This window comes from Streptomyces sp. M2CJ-2 (assembly GCF_016757295.1).
Classification (GTDB): domain Bacteria; phylum Actinomycetota; class Actinomycetes; order Streptomycetales; family Streptomycetaceae; genus Streptomyces.
The window spans coordinates 47808-71692 of sequence record NZ_JAESIF010000019.1 but is presented as its reverse complement, the minus strand read 5'-3'; the positions used below and the strand labels follow the sequence as shown (position 1 = coordinate 71692).

At 71.2% G+C, this 23885-nt stretch carries 24 protein-coding genes; 11 read left to right on the top strand and 13 right to left on the bottom strand.

Features of this window, described 5'->3' with window-relative positions:
• Nucleotides 1-40 precede the first annotated feature (40 nt).
• Nucleotides 41-1327: a VWA domain-containing protein gene (locus JL475_RS17170; protein ID WP_202278585.1), complete on the top strand. Its 1287-nt coding sequence runs from the start codon at nucleotides 41-43 to the stop codon at nucleotides 1325-1327.
• Nucleotides 1327-2166, top strand: a complete 840-nt coding sequence (locus JL475_RS17165) for a hypothetical protein (RefSeq protein ID WP_202278584.1) — start codon at nucleotides 1327-1329, stop codon at nucleotides 2164-2166. Before JL475_RS17170 ends, JL475_RS17165 begins: the two co-directional genes overlap by 1 nt.
• A gap of 94 nt (nucleotides 2167-2260) precedes the next feature.
• Here JL475_RS17165 and JL475_RS17160 read toward each other — a convergent pair whose 3' ends face one another.
• Complete coding sequence (locus JL475_RS17160; protein WP_202278583.1) at nucleotides 2261-2911, bottom strand: helix-turn-helix domain-containing protein; 651 nt, start codon at nucleotides 2909-2911, stop codon at nucleotides 2261-2263.
• Nucleotides 2912-3002: 91 nt separating this feature from the next.
• On the opposite strand from JL475_RS17160, the gene JL475_RS17155 reads away from it, so the two are divergent.
• Entirely contained in the window at nucleotides 3003-4211 is a 1209-nt protein-coding gene (locus tag JL475_RS17155) for a pyridoxal phosphate-dependent aminotransferase (RefSeq protein WP_202278582.1), read from the top strand.
• 139 nt (nucleotides 4212-4350) lie between these two features.
• Here JL475_RS17155 and JL475_RS17150 read toward each other — a convergent pair whose 3' ends face one another.
• Both JL475_RS17150 and JL475_RS17145 read right to left on the bottom strand, forming a co-directional pair.
• Nucleotides 4351-5673: an aromatic acid/H+ symport family MFS transporter gene (locus JL475_RS17150; RefSeq protein ID WP_202278581.1), complete on the bottom strand. Its 1323-nt coding sequence runs from the start codon at nucleotides 5671-5673 to the stop codon at nucleotides 4351-4353.
• A gap of 285 nt (nucleotides 5674-5958) precedes the next feature.
• Nucleotides 5959-6750: an IclR family transcriptional regulator gene (locus JL475_RS17145; RefSeq protein ID WP_307825073.1), complete on the bottom strand. Its 792-nt coding sequence runs from the start codon at nucleotides 6748-6750 to the stop codon at nucleotides 5959-5961.
• Between the two features lie 136 nt (nucleotides 6751-6886).
• Here JL475_RS17145 and JL475_RS17140 point away from each other — a divergent pair, with 136 nt between their 5' ends.
• The 4 genes from JL475_RS17140 (at nucleotide 6887) to JL475_RS17125 (ending at nucleotide 9976) form a co-directional block, all read left to right on the top strand.
• Nucleotides 6887-7519: a hypothetical protein gene (locus JL475_RS17140; protein ID WP_202278580.1), complete on the top strand. Its 633-nt coding sequence runs from the start codon at nucleotides 6887-6889 to the stop codon at nucleotides 7517-7519.
• Between the two features lie 57 nt (nucleotides 7520-7576).
• Nucleotides 7577-7999, top strand: a complete 423-nt coding sequence (locus JL475_RS17135) for a thioesterase family protein (RefSeq protein ID WP_109378903.1) — start codon at nucleotides 7577-7579, stop codon at nucleotides 7997-7999.
• 311 nt (nucleotides 8000-8310) lie between these two features.
• Nucleotides 8311-9198 carry a lysozyme gene (locus JL475_RS17130; protein WP_202278579.1) on the top strand — a complete coding sequence of 296 codons (888 nt, stop codon included), beginning with the start codon at nucleotides 8311-8313 and terminating at the stop codon, nucleotides 9196-9198.
• A 121-nt stretch (nucleotides 9199-9319) separates the two neighbouring features.
• Nucleotides 9320-9976, top strand: a complete 657-nt coding sequence (locus tag JL475_RS17125; RefSeq protein WP_202278578.1) for a peptidoglycan recognition family protein — start codon at nucleotides 9320-9322, stop codon at nucleotides 9974-9976.
• 15 nt (nucleotides 9977-9991) lie between these two features.
• Here JL475_RS17125 and JL475_RS17120 read toward each other — a convergent pair whose 3' ends face one another.
• The 7 genes from JL475_RS17120 to JL475_RS40055 form a co-directional block, all read right to left on the bottom strand.
• Nucleotides 9992-11401, bottom strand: a complete 1410-nt coding sequence (locus JL475_RS17120; RefSeq protein WP_202278577.1) for an 8-oxoguanine deaminase — start codon at nucleotides 11399-11401, stop codon at nucleotides 9992-9994.
• 26 nt (nucleotides 11402-11427) lie between these two features.
• Complete coding sequence (gene pucL, locus JL475_RS17115; protein WP_202278576.1) at nucleotides 11428-12354, bottom strand: factor-independent urate hydroxylase; 927 nt, start codon at nucleotides 12352-12354, stop codon at nucleotides 11428-11430.
• A gap of 4 nt (nucleotides 12355-12358) precedes the next feature.
• A complete protein-coding gene (gene uraH / locus JL475_RS17110; RefSeq protein WP_202278575.1) occupies nucleotides 12359-12769 on the bottom strand; it encodes a hydroxyisourate hydrolase in 411 nt (136 codons plus the stop codon).
• 7 nt (nucleotides 12770-12776) lie between these two features.
• Nucleotides 12777-13286 (bottom strand): 2-oxo-4-hydroxy-4-carboxy-5-ureidoimidazoline decarboxylase, encoded by a 510-nt coding sequence (gene uraD, locus JL475_RS17105; protein WP_202278574.1) that lies wholly within the window; start codon nucleotides 13284-13286, stop codon nucleotides 12777-12779.
• Between the two features lie 154 nt (nucleotides 13287-13440).
• Nucleotides 13441-13809, bottom strand: a complete 369-nt coding sequence (locus JL475_RS17100) for a helix-turn-helix domain-containing protein (RefSeq protein ID WP_202278573.1) — start codon at nucleotides 13807-13809, stop codon at nucleotides 13441-13443.
• Entirely contained in the window at nucleotides 13806-14057 is a 252-nt protein-coding gene (locus tag JL475_RS17095; protein ID WP_202278572.1) for a hypothetical protein, read from the bottom strand. Before JL475_RS17095 ends, JL475_RS17100 begins: the two co-directional genes overlap by 4 nt.
• Before the next feature lie 756 nt (nucleotides 14058-14813).
• On the bottom strand, nucleotides 14814-15266 hold the full coding sequence (locus JL475_RS40055; RefSeq protein ID WP_307825072.1) for a 4'-phosphopantetheinyl transferase superfamily protein: 453 nt from the start codon (nucleotides 15264-15266) through the stop codon (nucleotides 14814-14816).
• A 979-nt stretch (nucleotides 15267-16245) separates the two neighbouring features.
• Here JL475_RS40055 and JL475_RS17085 point away from each other — a divergent pair.
• From JL475_RS17085 to JL475_RS17070, 4 genes are all read left to right on the top strand, one after another.
• On the top strand, nucleotides 16246-17022 hold the full coding sequence (locus tag JL475_RS17085; protein WP_237407379.1) for a LuxR C-terminal-related transcriptional regulator: 777 nt from the start codon (nucleotides 16246-16248) through the stop codon (nucleotides 17020-17022).
• Nucleotides 17015-18010, top strand: coding sequence for a response regulator transcription factor (locus JL475_RS17080; RefSeq protein ID WP_237407377.1), 996 nt, complete (start codon nucleotides 17015-17017; stop codon nucleotides 18008-18010). Before JL475_RS17085 ends, JL475_RS17080 begins: the two co-directional genes overlap by 8 nt.
• A gap of 264 nt (nucleotides 18011-18274) precedes the next feature.
• Nucleotides 18275-19210 (top strand): ACP S-malonyltransferase, encoded by a 936-nt coding sequence (locus JL475_RS17075; RefSeq protein ID WP_202278571.1) that lies wholly within the window; start codon nucleotides 18275-18277, stop codon nucleotides 19208-19210.
• A 49-nt stretch (nucleotides 19211-19259) separates the two neighbouring features.
• The gene (locus JL475_RS17070; protein ID WP_202278626.1) at nucleotides 19260-20027 is read left to right on the top strand and encodes a thioesterase II family protein; all 768 of its coding nucleotides are present in this window, start codon (nucleotides 19260-19262) and stop codon (nucleotides 20025-20027) included.
• A 287-nt stretch (nucleotides 20028-20314) separates the two neighbouring features.
• Here JL475_RS17070 and JL475_RS40050 read toward each other — a convergent pair whose 3' ends face one another.
• The 3 genes from JL475_RS40050 to JL475_RS17060 all read right to left on the bottom strand — a co-directional run bounded on the left by JL475_RS40050 (nucleotide 20315) and on the right by JL475_RS17060 (nucleotide 23880).
• Nucleotides 20315-21268, bottom strand: a complete 954-nt coding sequence (locus tag JL475_RS40050) for an AarF/ABC1/UbiB kinase family protein (RefSeq protein WP_237407374.1) — start codon at nucleotides 21266-21268, stop codon at nucleotides 20315-20317.
• 109 nt (nucleotides 21269-21377) lie between these two features.
• On the bottom strand, nucleotides 21378-21665 hold the full coding sequence (locus JL475_RS40045) for a hypothetical protein (protein WP_237407372.1): 288 nt from the start codon (nucleotides 21663-21665) through the stop codon (nucleotides 21378-21380).
• Between the two features lie 64 nt (nucleotides 21666-21729).
• Nucleotides 21730-23880 carry an MMPL family transporter gene (locus JL475_RS17060; protein ID WP_202278570.1) on the bottom strand — a complete coding sequence of 717 codons (2151 nt, stop codon included), beginning with the start codon at nucleotides 23878-23880 and terminating at the stop codon, nucleotides 21730-21732.
• Nucleotides 23881-23885: the final 5 nt, after the last annotated feature.

Sequence of the window (23885 nt, the reverse complement as noted above, 5' to 3'; positions counted from 1 at the left end):
CACTTCGGAGCGGGCCGTCCCCGATCAATAGGATCCCTCGATGATCAGAAGAAAATGGCCGGCAGCGGGCGTCGGTGTCCTGCTCGCCGCCCTGACGGCCGGGCTCACCTTCCCGACCGCGGCGGTCGCCGGCGAACCCACGGGCCAGGACGCGCCCCAGGTCGATCTCGTCCTCGATGTCAGCGGCTCGATGCGGACCAAGGACATCGACGGACAGTCCCGGATGGCGGCGGCGAAGCAGGCGTTCAACGAGGTGCTGGACGCGACGCCGGAGGAGGTCGAGCTGGGGATCCGGACCCTCGGCGCCGACTACCCCGGCGACGACCGCAAGGCGGGCTGCAAGGACACCGCGCAGCTCTACCCGGTCGGCCCGCTGGACCGCACGGAGGCCAAGACGGCGGTGGCCACGCTCACCCCGACCGGCTGGACCCCCATCGGCCCCGCCCTGTTGCAGGCGGCCGACGACTTCAAGGACGGCAACGGCTCCAAGCGCATCGTGCTGATCAGCGACGGTGAGGACACCTGTGCCCCGCTCGACCCGTGCGAGGTGGCCCGGGAGATCGCGGCCAAGGGCATCGGCCTGACCATCGACACCCTGGGCCTGGTGCCGAACGCCAAGCTGAGCCGGCAGCTCAGCTGCATCGCCGAGGCGACCGGCGGCACCTACACCTCGGTCCAGCACCAGGACGAACTCACCGACCGGGTGAACGAGCTGGTGGACCGCGCGGCCGAACCGGTGGTGACGCCGGTCGCGACCGAGGGTGCCGCGTCCTGTGCCAAGGCGCCGACGCTGAAGTCCGGTCTCTACACGGACCGCGAGGAGTTCGGGCAGCAGCGCTGGTACCGCGTGGACGTGCAGGCCGGTCAGGAACTGCGCGCGTCGGTGAGCGTGGCGGCCGACCGTGCGGTGAACCCGGACTACGGCGTGCTGCTGCGGGCCGTCACGGTGCACGACCGGGAGATCGTCCGCGGCGAGGCCACGGGCAACGGCCGTACGGACGTCCTGTCCACCGGCCTGCGCTACCCGAAGCCCGAATCGGACGCCGACGACGACAACGACGACGGCGACAAGCCGGCCGTCGAGACGGTGTGCCTGGCGGTGACCAACTCCTTCTCGCCGGGCTCCGGTGTGAAGACCACGCCCGGTCTGCCGCTGGAACTGACCATCGACGTCGTCGAGGGTCCGGGCGAGTCGAGTGACGTGGCCTCCTTCGGCCTGGGCCGGGGCTGGTGGCTGCTCGGCGCGCTGGTCCTCACCGGTTTCCTCGCCGGTCTCGTCTGGGGCTGGCTGTCCCGCTGGCGGCTCGCGGTCTGGAGGACCCACTGATGCGTATCACCCGCTTGTCGGCCGCCGCCCTGCTCACGCTCGGGCTGGCCGCGGCCGCGGTGGCCCCCGCGGCGGCCGACTCCAGCCCTTCCCCCGGCGCGTCCGAGGACGCCGCCGGGCCGACCCGCGCGGGCACCTCGTTCCGTACCGCGACGGAGTTCGAGCAGGGGCAGACCGCCACGGCACGTGCCTCCGTCGGCGACTACCTGTACTGGTCGTTCCCGGCGGACGCGGGGCAACGCCCCACCGTGCGGGCGACGGTGAAGCTGCCCGAGAAGCACGCCGCCGAGACCTGGCGGGTCGACGTGTACGACGGTCTGCGCCGCCGCCAGGCCTGCCAGTACGGCGCCCAGACCCGCACGGCACCGGCGGACGCGGCCTCCGTGGAGCTCGCCTGCGTGCTGCGCACGGTCCGCGCCTGGTCGGAGCCGTGGGCCGACGACCCGCTGCCGGGCACGTATTACGTCCGGCTCACCGCGGTGAGCCTCTCGGCGTCCGACCTCGGCCAGTCGGTGGACGTCGAGGTCCGGGCCGACTCCAAGGACATGGGCGGCGCCGCCGCGGTGGACGGCTCACTCGCCGAGCCGCTGGTGCCGGGCATCGCGCTGCGGACGGAGGCGGACGGGAAAGCCGACGAGGACGGCGAGGACGGCGGGGAGAAGTCACCCACGGCCGTACTCGCCGCTCTCGAGCCCGAGGACGGCTGGACCTCCGGCTGGTGGTCCGACCGCTGGGTCTGGACCGCGGTGGGCGGTGCGCTGGCCTCGCTGGCGGGTGTCGCCGGCTACCGGTTGACCCGTGGGTCGGGACTGCCGTCCCGGGTGCCGCCGGGTGCGTGACGGTCGACAGGTGACCATCGGCAGCGCGTGACGCCTGCCCAGGAGGCCCGCCTTGTGCGGGCCTCCTGGCGTTGCCGGTGCCGTCGCCTTTCCGTCACGCCTCGCGGAGTGCCTTGGCGAGCGGGCCGTCGCCGCCCACCTCGATCCGCCCGTCCCGCACCGCGTCGGCCACGGCCGACTCGCCGCGGCTGATCGCCGTACAGGTGTCGGCGTCGAGAGCCAGTGTGGCGTCGGGCTCACCGGGAGCGGGCCCGTCACCGTAGACGGCCCCACCCCCGGCTCCGACGTGCAGGTGGAACCGCCCCTCCTCCAGCCGGACTTCGACCAGCCCCTCGCCCACTCCCCCGCCCGGCCCCCCGCCCTCCAGGACCCGCAGCAGCGGCAGCGCGAACCAGTGCGCCCGTACCGCGTCGGTGGGCCGCCGCTCCCCCAGCGCGCCCTGCCCCCATGCGCCGAGAGCCTGGAGCACCGGCAGCAACTCACGCCCCCGGGAGGTGAGTTCGTACACGAAGGCCGCGCCGGGCGGAGGCAGCCGCCGGCGGTTGGTCAGCCCGTCGCGCTCCATGTCCTTCAACCGCGAGGCCAGTACGTCCGTGCTGACGCCGGGGAGGTCCGCGTGCAGGTCGGTGTAGCGCCTCGGGCCGGCGAGCAGTTCCCGGACGATCAGCAGGGTCCAGCGGTCACCGACGGCGTCGAGCGCCCGGGCGGCGGAACAGTACTGGTCGTAGCTTCGGCGAGGTGACATGCGACGCAGTGTAGACACGTTGTTGGACTTTCCAAGCTCTCACTTGGTAAAACCAAGCAATCAACACCGGAGACTTGAGGGGAAGCGGCGCATGGAGTTCCGGCAGTCGAGCAAGCTCAGCGAGGTCTGTTACGAGATCCGCGGCCCGGTCATCGAGCACGCGAACGCGCTGGAGGAGGCGGGGCACAGTGTGCTGCGTCTGAACACCGGCAACCCGGCCCTGTTCGGTTTCGAGGCGCCGGAGGAGATCGTCCAGGACATGATCAGGATGCTGCCGCAGGCGCACGGCTACACCGACTCGCGGGGCGTCCTCTCCGCCCGCCGCGCGGTGGCCCAGCGCTACCAGACCCTGGGCCTGGAGGTCGACGTCGACGACGTCTTCCTCGGCAACGGCGTCTCCGAGCTGATCTCGATGGCCGTCCAGGCACTCCTGGAGGACGGCGACGAGGTCCTCGTCCCCGCCCCGGACTTCCCCCTCTGGACGGCGGTGACCACCCTCGCGGGCGGCAAGGCGGTGCACTACCTGTGCGACGAGCGGGCCGACTGGTACCCGGACCTGGACGACATGGCGTCGAAGATCACGGACCGTACGAAGGCCGTGGTCATCATCAACCCCAACAACCCCACCGGCGCGGTCTATCCGAAGGAGGTCGTCGAGGGCATCCTCGACCTGGCCCGCCGGCACGGTCTGATGGTCCTCGCCGACGAGATCTACGACCAGATCCTCTACGACGACGCCGTGCACCACTCGGCCGCCGCGCTCGCCCCCGACCTGGTGGTCCTCACCTTCTGCGGGCTGTCGAAGACCTACCGCGTGGCGGGCTTCCGCTCCGGCTGGCTGGTGGTCACCGGACCCAGGCAGCACGCGAAGGACTACCTGGAGGGCCTGACCATGCTGGCCTCCATGCGCCTGTGCGCCAACGCGCCCGCCCAGTACGCCATCCAGGCCGCGCTCGGCGGCCGGCAGTCCATCCGTGAGCTCACCGCGCCCGGCGGGCGGCTGCACGAACAGCGGAACGTGGCCTGGGAGAAGCTGAACGAGATCCCCGGCGTGAGCTGCGTGAAGCCGAAGGGCGCGCTGTACGCGTTCCCCCGCCTGGACCCCAAGATCCACAAGATCCACGACGACGAGAAGTTCGTCCTCGACCTGCTGCTCCGGGAGAAGATCCAGGTCGTCCAGGGCACGGGCTTCAGCTGGCCCTCCCCCGACCACTTCCGCATCCTCACCCTCCCCCACGCGGAGGACCTGGAGGCGGCGATCGGCCGCATCGGCCGGTTCCTGAGCGGCTACCGGCAGTAGCGCGACGGTCGGCCGTGCTCAGGCCGTGCGCGGCTCCCCGTACGGTCCGGCCGGGTTGCCGGCGGTGAGGATCCTCCCGCCTGACGAGAACGCCCCGCCTCCTGCTGGAGACGGGGCGTCGCGCTTCGCGGCGGGGGCGTCAGGCCCGGCGGTTCGGGATGGCGAGGAGGGCCGCGGCGCTCAGGGCGGCGGCTGCGGCGAAGACGTAGAAGACCGTGGTCGGGCCGAGAGAGGCCGTCAGGATCCAGCCGCCGAGCAGCGGCGCCACGATCGCGCCGCCGCGCCCGAAGCCCGAGACGTAGCCGAGTGCCGTGGCCCGGATCGAGGCCGGGTAGCTGGACGCGACCCAGTCGTTGAGCACGGTCAGGGCCGAATGGGCGCCGACACCGGCGAGCGCGGTCAGGCAGAGGACGACGACGGTGTTGCCGCCCCACGTCAGGCCGACGACGGCGACCGCGGAGAGCACCGCACTGCCGATGGTGACGAAGCGCGGGCCGACCCGGTCGGCGACGGCGGCGATGCCGAACGAACCGATCACGGCACCCAGATTGAGCACGAGCGTGAACTGCAGCGCCGAGCCGAGCGGGTAGTCCATCTCGCGCATCAGCTGGGTCAGCCAGGTGTTCAGGCCGTACCAGGACAGGAGCACCGCGAAGTTGGCGACGACGAACAGCACGGTGGTGCGTGCGCGGCCGTCCGAGAGCACGGAGCGGGCCGGCGAGAGGGTCTTCGCCTCGGCCGTCGGAGCGCCGGACTCGAGGCCGCCGACGGACGCCGTCGAAGGGGTGGCTCCGGGGCCGGGGGCGTCGGCCGCTCCGGGCCGCGAGTCCGGCAGCAGGGCGTACACGCCGGCGAACACCAGCGTCGACAGCGCCGCGCCGACACCGAACAGGCCGCGCCAGCCGAGGGTCTCGCCCCAGGCGGCGGCGGTGAGCGCGGCGAGCACGCCGCCGACCGGAACGCCCGCGAGGACGATGGTCGCCACCAGCGCGGAGCGGCCGCGCGGCGCGTACTCCTTCGCGAGGGCCACACAGGACGGCATCACACCGCCCATGCCGATGCCGGCGAGCAGCCGGAAGAGACCGAACTGCCAGGGCGCGGCGGCGACGGCACAGCCGACGGTGAACAGGGTGAAGATCACTCCCGACACCAGCACGAGCCGACGCCTGCCGAAACGGTCGGCGAGGGGCCCGCAGACGACGGCGCCGATGAGCATGCCCAGATAGACGAGGCTGCCGAGAGTTCCGGCGAGGGCCTTGTCGAGGCCCAGATTCGAGTCGGCGAGCATCGAGGGCATCGCCACGCCGTAGACGATGAGGTCGAACCCCTCGACCGTGATCGCCGCCGTACACAGGGCGACGACCGCAAGGGTCAGGGCGCGGGTGCGCCGGTCCGTCGGGTCCGGAGCGGGGGGCCGAGCGGAAGCGCGGGCGGGAACGGGGGCTTGAACATCAGTGGTCATGCGGCCACGTCCTGTCGCGGGGAGGTGGGGAAAGGGAGCCGGGCGGACCGCGAGGCGGAGCACCGACACGGTGGGCGGCTCCGCAGACCCCGGTGTCCTTCCGGCGACAAGCGAATGACCCATCGGTGACCAGCATGGAAGCAGCTCTGTTGCGCAGAGAGCAATAAAAATGTCCAGCAGTTCCGCTCTGCGGTACAAGGGGGAGCATTTCTTTGCACCACGGACCTGCCGCCGTACCATGCCCCCGCTTCGGCCGTGTGCGGCCACCGGACACCGGCCGCCGGCTCAGAGCGCCGCCTCCATGCGGCGCACCGCCTCCCCGAGCACAGCGGCCGCATCACCGAGGCGGGCGCGGGTGAAGCGCAGCGAAGGGGCCGAGACGATCATCGCCGCCACGGCGCGGCCGCCCGGCTCCCGCACGGCGGCGCCCACCGCGGAGATGCCGCGCTCGGTTCCCCCGATGTTGACGGCGTAGCCCCGCCTGCGGACGGTCGCGAGCGCGTGGTGCAGTGTCTCGGGGTCGGTGTCCGCCTGCGCCGTGCGCCGGGTGCCGTAGATGTCGGCGAGCTCGGAGACGCCCAGGTCGGCGAGGAGCGCCTTGCCGCCGGCGGAGAGGTGCGCGGGCAGATTCACACCGACGCGGCTGCCGACACGCAGTGCGTGCGTTCCCTCGATGCTGTGCAGGATGCGCGCCTCGGCCCCGGCCCGGACCGACAGGTGCACCGTCTCGCCGAGCTGTCCGTTGAGCCACAGCATGTGCGGCCGGGCGGTTTCCACGAGGTCGTACTCGGAGCGCTGGGACACCCCCAGGCGGTAGAGCGTGGGGCCGGGCCGGTACACCTTGTCGGCGCCCTGCACCGCGAAGCCGCGCCCGCGCAGGGTGGAGAGCAGACGATGGGCCGTGGACCGGGCCACACCCAGCTCGTCGGCGGCCTCGCTCAGCCGCACACGCCCTTGCTTGCGGAGCAGGAGCAGCAGGGAGAGGGCGTTCTCCACGGATTCCAGGCCCTGCGCGGGCTTGCCGCCCGCGCTCCGCGGTTCCGCTCCGGGCTGCGACGTACGATCTGAGTTCTTCACAGCGGAATTCTACGACCGACTCATGGAACGGCACGCATCGCGCCGAAGCTCCGGACGCCGGGAGTGTCAGTGCCCGGTCGTAGTCTTCGAGGGATCGAAAAGAGATGGGCGGCCGGTCGGGGGTCGGGGGGCTGTGGTGACGAGAGCGTTGAGTGCGGGGCTGCGGCGGGTCGTCGAGGGTGCCGATCCCGTGACCGGGCGCCTGAAGGGGACGGAGGCGCAGCTTGCCGCGCTGGTGAGGCGTGGGCTTGCCTTCCGGCACCCGCGGGCGCCGCACCACCACTTCCTGACGCCCGCGGGGCACCGGGCACGGGACGTGGAGGCGGAGGCGGAGACCGAGCCCGCACCCGAGCCCGCCGCCACCGGGGTGTTCGCGGCGCGGGTCGGCGGTGAGGACACGGCTTCCGGGACCGGGCCGGCCCGGCTCCGGGAGGTGCGCGGCGCCTGGCAGGGCCTGCTGGAGCTGCGCAGGATGACCAACCCCGACGGTGCCACCGACCGGCCGTGCGGATGGGAGCGCACACATCTGGTGCGGGCCGCCGCGCTCGCCCTGGAGGCCGCCGGACACGGTCCGGCCGTCGGGGACACCGAGGGCGGCTACCGGGTGCGGGAGACCCCGCAGCCGGAGGCGGTCGCCGTGTACGAGCCGGACGGCACGGCGCTGCGGGCCTGCGCCAGAACGCTCGAGCGGGCCGGCTGGCAGGTCGGGGAGTACACGGAGCCGAGGACGCGGGCACGGTATCTGCTGGCCTCCCCGCGCCGGGTGTGAGGGGCGTGCCAGGATCGGTGGTCAGGGCACGAATCGAGCAGGCCTGAAGGGGACTCAGTGAGCGAGCCGTTTTCCGTCCGGGTGACCGTGCGCGGGTACGAGACCGACGTACAGGGCCACCTCAACCAGGCCGTGTACCTCAACTACGCGGAGCACGCGCGCTGGTCGCTGCTCCAGGAGGCCGGGATCACGCAGTCCGGTCTCATCGGGCAGGGCGTGGGACCGGTCGCCCTGGAGACCACCATCCGCTACAAGCGGGAGCTGCTCGCCGGTGACGAGGTCGACGTGAGCTGCGCCTTCACCTGGGGCACCGGCAAGACGTTCCGCATCGAGCAGACCATCACCAAGGCGGACGGCACGGTCGCGGCCGAGATCACGGCGGTCGGCGGCGTCCTGGACCTCAAGGAACGCAAGCTGGTGCCGAGCCCGCAGGACGTCTTCCGGAAACTGGCCGAGGATCCGGGCCTGTTCGGGCTGTAGGACGGCGTCGGCGCACGGGGCGGCATCCCGCTCGCCCCGTGCGTCCGGCCGCCACGTCGGGGCCGCTTCCGCCCTCACCGCGTTTTTCACGGCGTGAAAGTTTCCGCCGTCGAACGGCGATTCCCCAGGCCGCCCGAGCCTCCAGAGGACCAGACCTCCAGAGGCGGCCGTGAGGGCTTTACACGCGTAGAACCCCCGTGCCTAATTAATGACGCGCGCACGTCAAAGTACGGAACAGCACGGCTCTGCCCAGGTGGCACCGGCCGACGTCACCTCCTCCTCTCATCCCCACATGCGTACCGGAGGCAGTCATGTTCTCGTTCCCCAGCCGTTCGACCGGCACCCGCAGACGGGCGGCCACGGCGCTCGGCGTCCTCGTCGCGGCTCTCGCGCTGACGGCGACCACCGCGACCACCGCGGCCGCCGCCGCGCCCCAGCCCGACAAGGACCGCGTCAAGGTCAAGCCGGGCCAGGCGTACATGGGCGTGGGTGCCCAGGTCCACGGCGACGCCCCGGCGGAACCGCCGTCGATGGGCATCATGGCCCCGACCGACGGCGTCCAGGGCATCGACGTCTCGCACTGGCAGGGCGCCATCAACTGGACCTCGGTGCGCAACTCCGGCATCCAGTTCGCCTGGATCAAGGCGACCGAGGGCACCAGCTACAAGGACGCGCGGTTCAACACCAACTACCCGGCCGCCCACGGCGCCGGCGTGATCCGCGGCGCGTACCACTTCGCGCGCCCCGACATCTCCAGCGGCGCGATCCAGGCGAACTACTTCGCCTCCAACGGCGGCGGCTGGTCGCGGGACAACCTGACCCTGCCGGGTGTCCTGGACATCGAGCACAACCCCTACGGGGCCATGTGCTACGGCCTGTCCACCACGCAGATGCGCACCTGGATCAACGACTTCTACAACACCTACAAGTCCCGCACCGGCCGTGACGCGGTGATCTACACGACGTCCGGCTGGTGGAACACCTGCACCGGCAACTGGACCGGCATGTCCGGCAAGAGCCCGCTGTGGGTGGCGCACTGGACCTCGGCGTCGTCCCCGACCATCCCGATCGGTTTCCCGACCTGGACGGTGTGGCAGTACACCAGCACCGGCTCGGTCAGCGGCGTCGCCGGAAACGTGGACCGCAACCAGTTCAACGGTTCGCGCGACCGGCTCCTGGCCCTCGCCAACAACACGTGACGGTGTAGGCGCGAGCGCCTCCCGGGACTTCCCCGGCACGCGATCACGCGGTGGAGCCGGCGGCCCTCCGGCCGTCGGCTCCACCGCTCCCCCCACCCTCTCCCTCCTTCGAGGAGTGATCGTGAACCCCGAGAACGCCCTCCGGCGCCGCCTGCTGCTCGCCGGAGCCGCCGGCCTGGTCGCCGCCACCGCCCTGCCCGGCACCGCCGACGCGCAGAGCGCCGAAGCCGTCGAGCCGGACATCGACTCCACCGGAGCCTGGGGCGCCCGTTCCCCCCAGGGGAACATCCGCGTCCTGCAGTACCGGCCGAGCAGGATCATCGTCCATCACACGGTGAGCGCCAACACCTCCGACTTCTCCCGTGCCCAGGCGCACGCCCACGCCCACTGGGTCCAGAACCTGCACATGGACAAGAACGGATGGGCCGACACCGGCTACCACTTCCTGGTCAGCCGGGGCGGCTGGATCACCGAGGGCCGGCACGGCAGTCTGAAGGGCCTCACCGGCAAGACCACCTTCCCCCTCGGCACCCACACCGCCGGGCAGAACGACTACGCCGTCGGCATCGCCAACGAGGGCGCGTACCACGACGGCGCGGTTCCGCCCCGGGCCCAGTGGGAGGTCCTGGTAACCCTCTGCGCCTACGTGTGCGACCGGTACGGCATCCCCGCCACACGGCTCTACGGTCACAAGGACTACGGCGACACCCTCTGCCCCGGGGTGTTCCACGACATGCTGCCCCGGCTGCGCGACGAGGTCGGGGCGGCTCTGGCGTAGCCGCCCGGCCCGTGCTCAGGCTTGAGCGGCGATCCGGGCCAGTCGCCGGGCCTGCGCTCGAGTGGAGCGGGCGATCTCGTCCTCGTCGGCCGTGCGGAGCCGGTCGTCCTCCACGATCTGACGGCCGTTGACGAACGACGCGGTGACCGGGGCCGCCGCGCCGAGGACCAGCGCGGCCACCGGGTCGGCGATGGAGGAGTGGGCGAGGGTGTCCATCCGCCACAGCACCAGGTCGGCGAGCTTGCCCGGCTCCAGCGAGCCGATCTCGGCGGCACGGCCCAGCACCCGGGCGCCTCCGTGGGTGCCCAGACGCAGTGCCTGACGAGCCGTCAGGGCCGCTTCGCGGTGCGGGCCCAGGCGGCCCACGAGCAGGGCGTTGCGCAGTTCGGTGTGCAGTTCGCCGGACTCGTTGGACGCCGTGCCGTCCACACCGAGGCCGACCGGGACACCGGCCGCCAGCAGGTCGGGGACGCGAGCGATGCCCGCGGCGAGGCGGGCGTTGGAGGAGGGGCAGTGGGCGACGCCCGTGCCCGTACGGGCGAAGGCGGCGATGTCGGAGTCGTTCATGTGGACGCAGTGAGCCATCCACACGTCCTCGCCGAGCCAGCCGGTGGACTCGAAGTAGTCGGTCGGGCCCATGCCGAACCGTTCGTGGCAGAACTTCTCCTCCTCCACGGTCTCCGAGCCGTGGGTGTGCAGACGTACGCCGAGCTCGCGGGCCGACTCCGCTGACCGCCGCATCAGTTCGGTGGAGACGGAGAACGGTGAGCAGGGCGCGACGGCGACCTGGGTCATGGCGCCGAAGGAGGTGTCGTGGTGCCGGCGGACGGTGTCCTCGGTCGCGGCGAGGGCGTCCTCCAGGGTCTCCACGGCGAAGTCCGGGGGCAGTCCGCCGTCCTTCTCGCCGAGGTCCATGGAGCCGCGGGCGAGGGTGAAGCGCACCCCCATGTCACGGGCGGCGCGGATGACGGTGCCGGACAGGTCCCCGGTGCCCCGCGGGAAGACGTAGTGGTGGTCCATGGCGGTGGTGACGCCGCCGCGGACCATCATCGCGAGGGACCCCCGGGCCGCCGCGTCCACCATCGGCTCGTCGATGCGCGCCCAGGTCGGGTAGAGGGCGACGAGCCAGTCGAACAGGTTGTGGTCGGTGGCCAGGCCCCGGGTGAGCCACTGGTAGAAGTGGTGGTGGGTGTTGACCAGGCCGGGGGTCGCCAGGTGCCCGGTGGCGTCGATACGGCGTACGACGTTCTCCAGGCCCTCGGGCGCCCTGCCCGCGCCGAGGGACTCGATGCGGTGGCCGGCGAGGACGAGGTGCCCGGAGGCGTACTCGGTGTCCTGCGCGTCGACGGTCGCGATCGCGCAGTTCTCGATGACGACGCGTTCGGTGACGGCGCGTTCGGTGACGGTGTGCTGGTCCGGTGTCATGATGCGTCCGTTCGTCCCTTCTGCCCTCAGAGGTTGGTGAGGTCCGCCGGGATCAGCGCCTCACAGCCGTTCCGCAGGATCGTGGCCTCTATCAGACCGTAGGGGCGGTCGGCGGCGAGGTAGACGGCGCCGTCCTCACTGTCGTTCTCGAGGCCGAAGGGCTCCAGGTCCACCTGGAAGTGGTGGCTGTTGGGGAGGGAGAAGCGGACCTCGTCTATCTCGTCGCGGTGGTCGATGATCCGCGCGCCCATCTGGTACATCGTCTGCTGCAGGGACAGGGAGTAGGTCTCGGCGAAGGCCTGGAGCATGTGCTGCTTCGTCCGCTCGTAGGACGTCTCCCAGTCGGGCATCGGCTGCTCGTCGTCGGTCCAGTTGAACCGCCAGCGGGCGGCGACCGAGGTGGCGAGGACACGGTCGTGGGTCTCCTTCAGCGTCGTGTACTCGTCCTTGACGTAGCCCCAGAACTCGGAGTCGGTGGAGTTCAGCACCGTCAGGTCCTTCAGACCCGAGACGACCTCCCACCGCTCGCCGTCGTAGGTGACCTGCGTCAGCCGGGTCTCCTGGCCCTTGCGGACGAAGGAGTGCTCGCCCTCGTGGGCGTCGGAGGTGGCGATCCGTTCCCAGGCGTACTCCTCGACGCGGATGCGGGCCCGGTGGATGGGCTCCTGAGAGGTGACGAAGTGCCGGGCGAGACGGATGCCGAACTGCTCGGCGGACTCGATGCCGTGCTCCTTGGCGAACGCGAACACGGTGTTCTTGGTGGTGTCGGTCGGCAGGACGTTGGCGTTGGAGCCGGAGTAGTGGACCTCCTCCATGTCGCCGGACAGGGCGACGGAGACGTTCAGGTCCTTGATGTGGTGGGTGGCGCCGTTCCGCGTGATCCTGACGACCCGGTTCTCGGCCTTGCCGTACTGGTTCTGGCCCAGGACCGCAGGGCGGGAGGTGTCGGTCAACTCGCTAGCTCCCTCGGTAGACGGAGTAGCCGAACGGGTTGAGCAGCAGCGGTACGTGGTAGTGCTCGCCCGGTACGACGGCGAACGTGATCGCCACCTCCGGGAAGAACACTCCGGCGCCGCCGTCCCGGTTCGCGGGGGCTTCCTGCCGCTCCTCGGCCCGCCGGTCGGTGAAGTACGGCTCCACGGCGAAGTCGAGCCGTACGTGGGTGGTTCCCTCCGGCGGCGCCGGGAGGTCCTTGCACCGCCCGTCCGCGTCGGTCGCGGAGCCGCCGAGTGCCTGCCAGGGCGCCTGACGGCCGGAGCGGGCGGAGAGGTGGACGGCGACACCCCGAGCGGGGCGGCCGGCGCTGGTGTCCAGGATGTGCGTGGACACGGAGGCGGCGGGCACGGAGGCGGTGGTGTCGGTGCTCATCCCTGCGTCAGTCCTCGTCGACGAGTCGGGCCAGACGGATGCGGTTGATCTTCCCCAGTTCGGTGCGGACGATCTCGCGCTCCCGCTCCGGCGTGTTGCCCATGCGCTCGGTCAGCGCGTCGCGCAGCTGCTCGCCGGTCCGGCCGGTGGCGCAGATGAGGAACACCTGACCGAACCTCTCCTGGTAGGCGAGGTTCAGTTCGAGCATCTCCGCCTTGAGCCGGTCCGTCGCGGCGGTCATGCCGCTCTGCTCCCGCTGCGAGGCCGGGTCGCCGGGCCGGGGCCTGCCGATCGGCGGGTGCCCGGCCATCGCCTCCTGGAGGTCCGCCGCGCTCAGCCCGCTCACCGCGGCGTCGGAGGCGGCGTACAGGTCGTCGGCGGTGGCGTAGGGCCGGTCGGCGAGCAGCCGGCGGGCCCACGCCGTGGAGGCACACGCCTCGTGGAGGGCGGCGAGGGCCGCCGGCTCCTCCAGCGCGTTGAAGCGGGCCAGGCCCGGCGGCGTGGCAGTGGACGTCACGGTGGCCTCCCCGGCCGCGAGCGACCTCGGTGCTGAACGGGCGTGCCGACAGCTAACGCCGCCACGGACCGTCACGTCAACAGTTTGTTGAGAACTGGCGGGCGGCCACCACGCCACGCAGCACCGGAAGCGGTTCGTACGCCCTGGTCAGGGCTCAGGAGCCCTTCTCGCGGTTGAGGTAGTTGTAGACGGTGAACCGGCTGACGCCGAGCGCGCTCGCCACGGTCTCCACCCCGTGCCGTACGGCGAAGGCGCCGCGCGCCTCCAGGCTCCGTACGATCTCCTGCTTGGCCCTGCGGTCCAGGTCGGCGAGGGGTCCGCCCTGCCGGCGCTCGAGGGCGGCGAGCATGTGATCGAGGGAGTCGGCGAGCTGGGGCAGGCGCACGGCGACGGCGTCGACCCCTTCCCAGACGAGTACGACGTCGTCGGGACCGGCCTCGTCGGGCGGGAGCAGCTGCCCGCCCATGGCGTCGACGAGTGGTGTGACGGCCGCGATGAACGGCTCGTCCGCCGCGCCGCTCATCCCTCGCCCTCCGCGATCACGTTGACCTGGAGCGAGATCCGGGTGGCGCCCGCTTCCAGGGACCGGCGCAGCAGGACGTCGACGGTGGTGAGCACCGTTTCCGCGCCGCCCTCCGCGGTGTTCCCGAACGGCCCGACGTCCACCGAGTCCAGCTCGGCCGCCTCCACGACCTCCCGGGCCGCCACCGCGTGCGCGGGCGCCTCGTCCAGGTCGAAGGGCTCGGTCGTGAACTCCACTCTCAATCGCACTGCGCCCCCATGACATCGGCTCCGACGAGCGCGCCCTCCCAGCCTCCGACCGGGAGGGCCCGTGCGGGGCACTTCCTCCCGTCAGGGCGCCGAACTCCCGGCCCCCCCTGCCCCGGTCGCTCCGACACGACCTTAACGGACTCCCCCGCGGCGATCAGCAGGAAGCCGCGCCGAGCTCCCCGACCCAGGAGCATCAGGTCACCGGACAGGCCGACGAAGTCCGCTGACCGGGCCGTGGCCCAGCGGGGAAAGCGGTCACGGTCCGCCGCGCCCGGCCGCGGCGCCGGCTCCGTGCCGGCCGGCCCACGCGGATCCGTTCAACCGGCCACCATGAACCACGTGAAAATTTGGTGCACTTGGTGAAAATTCGGTGCCCTTGCGCACACTCCGCCGCGGTCCCCACCGAATCCCGCCGGCACCGTGAAAGGCGGCCGCCCCCCTTCGCCACGTTCCCCGGCCCGAAGCGGGAAAGGACCCGGTCGGCACCTCTCGCCCACGTCGGGCGATGACAGCACCACGACGTTCCGAGGGTGCGAAGCGCAATCGCCGGGAGGGGCTCGGGGGAGGCCCCGGACCGGACCACGGGGAGGACGGAAATGCCACTCGTGAGTTCACACGACGGAACTCCGCACAATGATTCAAATTTCAACGGAAAACGCGCCGGGGAGATCCGAAGGGCGAACTCAGTCGAAGGGCGAACTCAGCCGACGGACTCCTTTCCTCCCGCGTGCCGAAGGTCACTCCACCGGGACAGACTCAGTTCCCCACGTGCGGGCGCAGCCGGACGGACCCGCCCGTCCCTGCGGGGAGAGCCACGGAGGCCGTCCAGGCCGCCGGTACTGGCAGGTCGGTGACAGACCACGTGTCGGGCGTGCCGGGCGCCCCGGCGGCGACCGTGACCGTGCCGGCGATGGCCGGATACGTCTCCACCAGGTTCAGGGGAACCGTGACGCCGACACCGACCGCCTTGAGCACGGCCTCCTTGCGGGTCCAGCAGCGCAGGAACGCCCGGCGCAGCGCGTCCCCGGCGAGGGAGTCATCCAGCCACCGCGCCTCGGAGGGGGTGAGGACGGTGGGTGCGAGATCCCTGACACGGACGTTCCGGACCTGTTCGACGTCCACCCCGACGGGCACCGCGGCCACGGCGAGCATGCCGCAGCCCGAGGTGTGGGAGATGCTGATCCAGCACTCGGCCTGCGGTTCCAGCACCGTCGGCGGCCCATGCTCCCCGTCCCCGCAGCCCGGGCACGGCCTACGGCCTACGGCCTACGGCCCAGGCGGATCCGGCTCCGGCGCCGCGTCCAGCAGACCGGCCAGGACGCGGCGCACCGCCGGCCCGGTTGCCGGCGAACTCCGCGGCTCCGGCCCGGGGCGCGCATGCGCTCCAGGCGTCGCCTCTCGGAGTCGTCCAGGAGGGCGAGGTCCGCGGCCAGGACCGTCGTCGCACCCCGCCACCACCACACGGTCACCCCGGCCGGTGCGCCCCGGGCACCCGGATGTCCACTGGCTGATTCGGCACTGATCTGGGGTGCCGTCATGCACCGAGACGCCAGGTCCACCACTCGGCAGGCTGACGAAAGATGACAGCAAGCGGACAGGGACACGCCGTGACAATGACTGGCTGTCACCTCCCGGATGTGATCCGTGTCCATCCCGGGGCCGGCCCTCCGACTCCCACCAAAAGCGCTGCAACTTGCTGACAACCCGGCCGGAGACTTTGGGTGCGACGGCCCGCGAGGTCCGCCAGAGAGTAGGGCTTTACCTGGACTATTCCCGCGACCCGACGTTGACTGGCCCGCAGCCAGCCCATAATGTCTGAGCTTCGAAGTCGAGCAGGCTCGGCCGACCCTGAGCCCCACCCACCGCATCGTGAATCACTTTCCCTCCATAGGTAAATTCACGGTGAATGGGTGACTGTTCAGGCAAAGTTAACACTCAGGAGTCCCTGCGCATTTTTCGACAGGAATACAATTCCTGACATCGAATTCGCCAACTTCATCCTCCGCCTCCGCCAGGGCGAGGATTTTGTCGCTGAGCATCACGGGGAACGATCAGTGCAATGAAGCATTCCACATTGAAAAACCACGGTGAAGACCTGATGTCTCTCGTGATCAGGAACCCTTCACCGGGCAGGTCGGCCCCGGGCCCGGCCGACGGCGCCCTCGATACGGCCGAAGACGTCAGCAGGATGGAAAGCGCGCTGCTCCAGGCACGTGCGCTGATCGAATCGACGGTGTCGCTGCACCGGACCAGGCCGGTACGCGAATCCCTCGTACTGCGCATGGACGATGCCGACATCGGTGGCACAGTCACCCGGCTCGTCGGACTGGCACGTCACTCGGTCTCCGTTTCGTTGTCCGCAGGCGAGAGCGCGTCTGCCGTGTTCGACGCGCTCGCCGCCCACGCGTCCCCCTCCAAGGGGCGGTCGGCGGGCGGCGGGGCCAGCGGTCCGGTCATCCGACTGCTGTGCACGCCGCAGGCGGTGAACAGTTGCAGGCCGAGCGCCGAACACTTCCGGGACACCCGGTGCGAAATCCGGGTCGACGAAGGAGAGTTGCGCGGCATGCTGATCGTCGACAGTCAAGTCGCCCTCATGCCGGATCCTCCCGGCAAGGGGCACGACGCCGCGATCATCAAGGACACGGCGTCGGCCCGCGCCCTGGATCTGATGTTCGCCGGATCGTGGGCCAACGCCCGGTCGCTCGCCGAGCACCAGCGCACGAGTGCGCGCATGCGCACGGAGTCGGTACGACGCATCCTGGAACAACTGTGCGAGGGCCGAACCGACGAGGTGGCGGCGCGCGAACTCCAGGTGTCCCTGCGCACGTACCGTCGTCACGTCGCGGAGATCATGCAGGAGCTGGGGGCCAACTCCCGCTTCCAGGCCGGGGCCAGGGCCGTGGAGATGGCCCTGCTGCCGCAGCGCACCGACACTCCCGACCGGGAGTCACGACGCCATGGCTGATCCCCATCCTGTCGAACGGCCGGGGTACACCACCGCGAAGGTCCCCCACGGCCACACCGGGTACACCGGGCAACACGACGTACAGCCCGCGGACGACATGGAGCAGACGCTCATGGAGGTCCGTCGACTGATCGAGGCCACCGTCGCCAAGCACCGCGACCGTGTCGTGCGGGACTCGCTGATCACCAACGTCACCCCCTGTGGCAGTGAGGTGGCGGCAGCCGCCCTCGGGCTCGTCGCCGAGGGCGAACGGACCATCGACATCGTGCTGGCCGACTCGGAGCACGTCGAGGCGATCAACTCCGTGTACCGGGAGTTGGAGACCCGCCGGAAGAACATCGGACTGCGGCTCCTGTGCACCCAGGCGATGCTCGACAGCGGAGTGGTCCAGCTCCCCATGCTGGAGAGCCTTCGGTACGAGGTGCGGGTGGGCAGGGTGCCCATGCTCCAGGTGATGATCGTCGACGGGACGGCCGCCCTGGTGACCTCGCAAGCGGTCATCGGGCGACAGGCCTCGGTGATCCGCGCCACCACCGTGATCGGCACGCTGGGCACCCTCTTCGATGGGCTCTGGCGCCACGCGGTCCCGGTCGAGAAGCAGATCGACTTCGGCAACCTCAACCGTGCCGACGTGGCCCGGCAGATCCTGAACCTCCTTCAGGTCGGCATCACCGACGAGGTCGCCGCACGCGAACTCTCCATCTCGGTGCGCACCTATCGCCGCTACGTCGCGGAGATCATGGCGCTCCTCGGAGCGAGTTCGCGCTTCCAGGCAGGGGTCCGGGCGGCCGAGCTGGGGCTTCTGCCCAAGGGCCGGAAGAGCTCCGGTCGCCCGTCGGCCGGACCGGCCCCGGGTGCGTCCGGGCCGTCGGCCCGGCGGGGTGCACCACGGCAGGACGTGCCGGCCCGGGGAACGGCGCGGGACGTACGCGACACGGACAACACGCCTCCGCGCGAGGACCGGTCCGGCACTGGCAACTTCCTGTAGCCGTCGTTGCACCCGTCCGACGGAGCCGGTTAGACAGGGACGACACGAACGGCGTCCGCCCCGAGCGGACGGTCGGACACCCCTGACCCGAGAACTCCGGCGGCATGCGCGTTTCCTGTGCCGCCGGCGATCCGGTGCGCCGCGGGCCCCGGGGACCCTCACTCCTCGGTCCGCGGCAAACCGGGGGCGGGGCCCGTCATCCGAGACCAACGGCCGGATGCAGGCCCCGTCTCTGTCCATGTGCCGCCTGAAAGGTGTGGAAAGTTGACCCCGACGCCGATCGGTCTGGTGTTTCCCGGACAGGGGACGCAACGTCAAGGCATGGGTGAACCCTGGCGGGACACCCCCGCCTGGAGCCTGGCCGGTGAGGTTTCCCGGCACTGCGGCGAGGACGTCGAGGAACTGCTGTTGCGGACCCCGACCGACGTGCTGCGCCGCACCGACCTGGCTCAGCTCTCGGTCTTCACGGTGGCCCTGATGGCCCACGCGGAGGCGGCACGGTGCGGGGCACTGGACGGCGCCGTGGCGTGCGCCGGGCACAGCTTGGGAGAGTACGCGGCGCTGACGGCGGCCGGAGTGCTCACGCTGCCGGACGCCGTCGCCCTGGTGACGGACCGGGGGCAGGCCATGCGGGACGTCGAGCGACTCCGTCCGGGCACCATGGGTGTGCTCGTCGGGACCGGACTCCCGGAAGCCGAGGTACTGGCCGCCGAGGTGCGGGCCGAGGGGCTCGACGTATGGGTGGCCAATGTCAACGCCCCCGGCCAGACAGGACTCTCCGGCTCCGCGGACGGCGTCGGGAGGGCGGCGGAACTGGCTCCGGGCGTCGGGGCCAAACTCATCCGCCTCTCCGTGGGCGGCGCCTTCCACAGCCCCTTCATGGCGCCTGCGGCCGAGCGGCTGGCCCGGACCCTGCGGGACGTGCGGTTCGCCCCGGGGCACCTCCCCGTGGTCGCCAACGTGGACGCGCAGCCGTACACAGGCGACGGCAACTGGCCGGAGCTGGCCGTGCGCCAGCTGGTCTCCCCGGTGCGCTGGGAGGAGAGCGTGCGGACCCTGACCGGACAGCTCGGCTGCCGACGGATCGTCGAGCTGGGCCCGGGGCGGGTACTGACGAATCTGATCCACCGGATCGACCCCGACGTCGAGGTGGTCACCGTGGACAACCCCGGCGCCCTGGAGAGCCTCGCCGCCGTATGACATCCCCGCCGCCCCGGACCGAACTCCCCGATACGAGAAGCCCGATGCCATGAACACCCTGAAGCACACCCCCCGGAGCGACGCGACGTGGTTCCGGCGCTACCCCCCGTTCTCCTCGACCCGTATGCGACTGCTCTGCCTGCCGCACGCCGGCGGTTCGGCGAGTTCCTACCACTCCTGGGGAAACGCCTTCGGCGACGACGTCGAGGTGCTGGCGACCCGTTACCCGGGGCGCCAGGAGCGGATCGCCGAGCCCTGCCTCGAGAGCATGGAGGAGCTGGCCGACGGGGTGACCGCCGCCGTTCTGCCCCTCCTTGACAAGCCGCTGGCACTCTTCGGCCACAGCATGGGAGCCTCGCTCGCCTACGAGGTGGCGGTCCGCCTGGAGCGCAGGCACGGCTTCTGCCCGAGCATTCTCCTCGTCTCCGGCCAGCAGCCCCCTCACGGGCAGCGGCCGCGCACCGCGCACCTGGGCGGCGCCGAGTCCGTCCTCGCCGAGGTCCGCAAGCTGGGCGGTACCGACGCCGCGCTGCTGGAGGACCTCGACCTGCGGGAACTCGTGTTGCCGGCGCTCCTGGCCGACTTCACCGTCGTCGGGCGGTATGCGGAGAAGGGCCCCCGGCCCGCCGTGCCCGTGCGCTGCCCGGTCATCGGTTACACAGGAAACCGCGATCCCAACGTCACCGTGGAAGAGGTGGCCGCCTGGGCCGACGTCGCCCCGAAGGGCTTCGAGCTCAAGGTGCTGGAAGGCGACCACTTCTACCTGGCGCCACGCAGGGACGAGCTCGTCGCCGACCTGGCGTCCCGTCTGCGCTGACACCGGCCCCGGCCGCAGCCGGGCCCTGCCGAAACCCGTCCGTCCGAGGCTCCCCGGGGCCGGCTTCCGCCGGACCTCGAAGGCCGCGAACCGGCGGGCCTCGGCGATGATGTCGTAGCCGGGCACCAGTTGGTCCAGGGACACCTCCAGTGTCGACAGGGAACGGAACACTGCGGCGATCTCGCCGGGCACGACGAGCCCGTACCTGGTCATCAGCAGGAACAGCGCGGCGAACATGTCCCGGTCCGGCCGGGTCCCCGGAACCAGGTGCCGGGCCATGAACCGGCTCAGGTCACGGGCCAGCCGGTTCTCGTCGACCGGTTCCGGCCGGTGCTCCACCAGTTCCAGCAGCGCGTCGCAGAGGGCCTGCCGGCCGTTGCGGTGGATCGCGACCAGCAGGTCGCGCAACGTCGAACGCAGCACCCGGTCGAGACGGCCGGCACATCCGAAGTCCAGCAGTCCCAGTCGTCCGTCGTCCGTCGTCCGTCGTCCAGCAGCATGAGGTTGCCCAGGTGCGGATCGGCGTGGAAGACGCCGTCGGTCATGATCTGTGCGAGGACACAGTCCAGCAGGGCTCCGGCGAGTGCCGTCCGGTCGATCCCGCGTGCGTCGGCGGACTCGGCGGCCTTGTCGAGCGTCACCCCGTCCAGCCACTCCACCACCAGCACACGGGCGGTGGTCAGACCGCCGTGGACGGCGGGGATCTTCACTGCTGGGCATGGGTCCGGATCTTCCGACGGGTGCCGGCCGGTCCCGGCCTCCCGCGCGGCGGCGACCTCCCGGGTGTTGCGGGCCTCGGTGCGGAAGTCGAGTTCCTCCCGGAGGGAGGCGGCGAAGCCCCGGACCAGTCCGGTGACTCCGACGGAGTGGCCCCACACGGTGCGTTCGCCGGTCCTCCGGGCGATCCGCAGGAGGATGTCCAGGTCGCGTTCCACCACCTGGCGAGCCCGGGGGCGCTGCACCTTGGCGGCGACCGCCCGACCGTCCCGCAGCCGTGCCCGGTGCACCTGGGCGACGGAACCGGCCGCCGGCGGCACGGTGTCGAACTCGGCGAACACCTCGCCCGGTGGGGCTCCGAGGTCCTCGGTGAGCGCCTGTTCGATGTCGTCCCAGTGCGCGGCGGCCGCCGCGCACTGGAGCAGGCTCAGTTCTTCGATGAACTCGACGGGCAGCAGGTCGTAGCGGGTGGAGAGCACCTGGCCGAGTTTGACGAAGGTGGTGCCCGCCTCCTCCAGGGCCATCCGCAGGGCGCGGGCGTGCTCCGTCCGGGTGGCGCCCGTCGCCGGGCGGGTCAGGCCGGACAGCTGCGGGAGGCGGCCCAGCCCGTGCCGGAGGGCGATCCTGCTGAGCTCAGTGAAGCGCCGGGTGCGCCACCCGGCGCTTCACTGAGCGGGGCCGGCGGACGATGCCGCCGGCCGACCCACTGGGCACCACCGCCTCGGACAGGGCCAGGAACATCATGGCGACCGGCAGGGCGCTGCTCACCTGGACGGTCACCAGCACGGTGCCCGCCGCGGCGGGCCCCATCGCGGAACTCACCAGTCCGATGGTGAGCAGCCCGGTGCATCCGGTGAGCGGGGAACGCGGCACGCCGATCCGCAGACCGAGCAGTCCGCGCGCCCCGAAACCGAGTATCACCAGACCGAGGGCGATGGTGCCCGCAGCAGTCAGGACGATGACGAACGCGGTCGACGTGAGGAGCTCACCTCGTGGCCGGCTCGGGCACCGACACCGGCACGACGTCGTCGCTTTCCGCCGGCCCCTGACGGTCGCGCCCCGGCCACCAGGCCCGTTCACCGAACAGCGAGGTGACCGCAGGTACCAGGACGAGCGCCATCGCGAAGGCGGCGATCAGGATGCCGAACGACACCGCGAAGCCCAGCTGCTGGAGCATGCTGTCGGCGGCCAGCATCAGGACGCCGAAGGTGCCGGCCAGGATGACGGCGGCGGCCCCGATGGTGGGCGCCGAGTGGGTCACGGCGAGCCGGACGGCCTCCTGCTGGGTCCTGCCCCGGGCGATCTCCTCGCGGAGGCGGGCCACCATGAGGATGTTGTAGTCGGTACCGATCGCCACCACGAAGAGGTAGACGAACACGGGCAGCGCGAACATAAGCCCGCTCTCGCCCTTGATCTGCTGGAAGACCAGGACGGTCGAGCCGAGGGTGGCACCGAACCCGAGGCCCACGGCCACGATCAGGTACCAGGGCGCGACGGCGCTGCGCAGCAGGAGTCCGAGGATCACCATGATGGCGATGCCGGCGATCGGGAAGACCAGCGAGTAGTCGTGGTTGACGGCGGTGCGGATGTCCGCGAGGACCGCGCTGGTGCCGCCGACGAGCGCCTCGGTGCCCTCGGGCGCCACCCGGTGCGCGGTGTCGCGCAGGTCTCCGGAGACCAGGTCGATGGCCGCCTCCTCGGCGGGGCGGAAGTCCAGGACGACACTGAACTGCGCCACGTCCCCCGCGGTGCCGAGCATGGCCGGCGAGATGTCGCCGACGCCCTCGACCCCGGAGAGCTTTTCACGGAACTTCTCCAGGCCGGCCGGGTCGATCCGGGAGCCGTCCTTGGAGGCGACGAGCACCAGGGAGGGATCGGTCTGTCCGGCGGAGAAGCCGAGTCTGAGGTCCTCGGACGCCTGTACGGACTCCAGGTTCTGCGGCAGCGAGCTCTCGCTGTCGAACTCGGCGCTGAAGCCGAAGGCGGCCACGCTCATGACGGCCAGCAGGCCGCCGGAGAGTCCCGCGAGGAGGCGGGGCCGCCGGGAGACGAGGGTGCCGAGCCGGCCGGTGAGGGCGTTCCTGGGCTGCTTCTTCCACGCCTTGGAGGGCCAGAACGCCTTGGCGCCCAGCAGCGAGAAAACGGCGGGTACGAGGGTGAGGGAGGCCAGTAGGGTGACGGCCACGGCGATGGCCAGCGACGGGCCCATGGCGCGCAGCATGCCCATGGTGGAGAGCACCAGAGCGAGGAAGGCGACGATGACCGCGGCGGCCGCGGAGGCGATGGTCTCGCCGACCCGGGCCACCGCGTCGATCATGGCCTGCTTGGGCGCCTGCCCCTCCCGCAGCTGCTCGCGGTACCGGAAGAGCAGGAACAGGATGTAGTCGGTACCGACGCCGAACAGCACCACGATGAGGATGGCGGAGACCGAGCTGTCGGCCTGGAGCCCGCCGAGTTCGGCGGCGGTGGCGATCAGCCCGGTGGCCACCACGAACACCAGGAGGATCAGCAGGACCGGCAGCAGGGCGATGAGCGGACTACGGAAGATCAACAGCAGCAGCGACACGATCAGCACCAGGGTCGCCATCATGATCATCGCGTCGGTGTCGCCGGAGGACTCGAGGGTGTCCAGCCCGCTGGCGGTCGGCCCGGTCACCCCCATGCTCAGGCCGGTGTCCGCGAGCAGCGGCTTGGCGTCCGCCCGGAGCTGCTTCACCGACTCGAGGAGCTCCTGGTCGTAGTAGTTCTTCGTCGTGGCGAAGACGCTCGCCAGCGCCACCTTGCCGTTGGGCGAGACCGTCTCGGGGCTTGCCAGGACCGACTTCACCTTGTCGTAGCCCTCGGCCTGCAGCGCCCCGGCGATCCGGGTCACCTCCGCCAGGTCGTCCGCCGAGAGCTTGCCCCGGTCGGCGCGCTGGAACACCGCGATGGCGGAGGGCTGCTCCGCTGTCGGGAACGCGCGCTGCTGCAGCTTCGTGACACGTACCGACTCGTAGTGGGACGGCAGGAAATCCGCCTGGTCGTTGGTGCTCTTCAGCTGCGGCGCGAGCGCGACCGCGGCGACGGTCGCGATGAGCCAGGCGATGATCGTCAGCCAAGGCCGGTTGACGGCGAACCGCCCTATCCGTCCGAACATGGTGC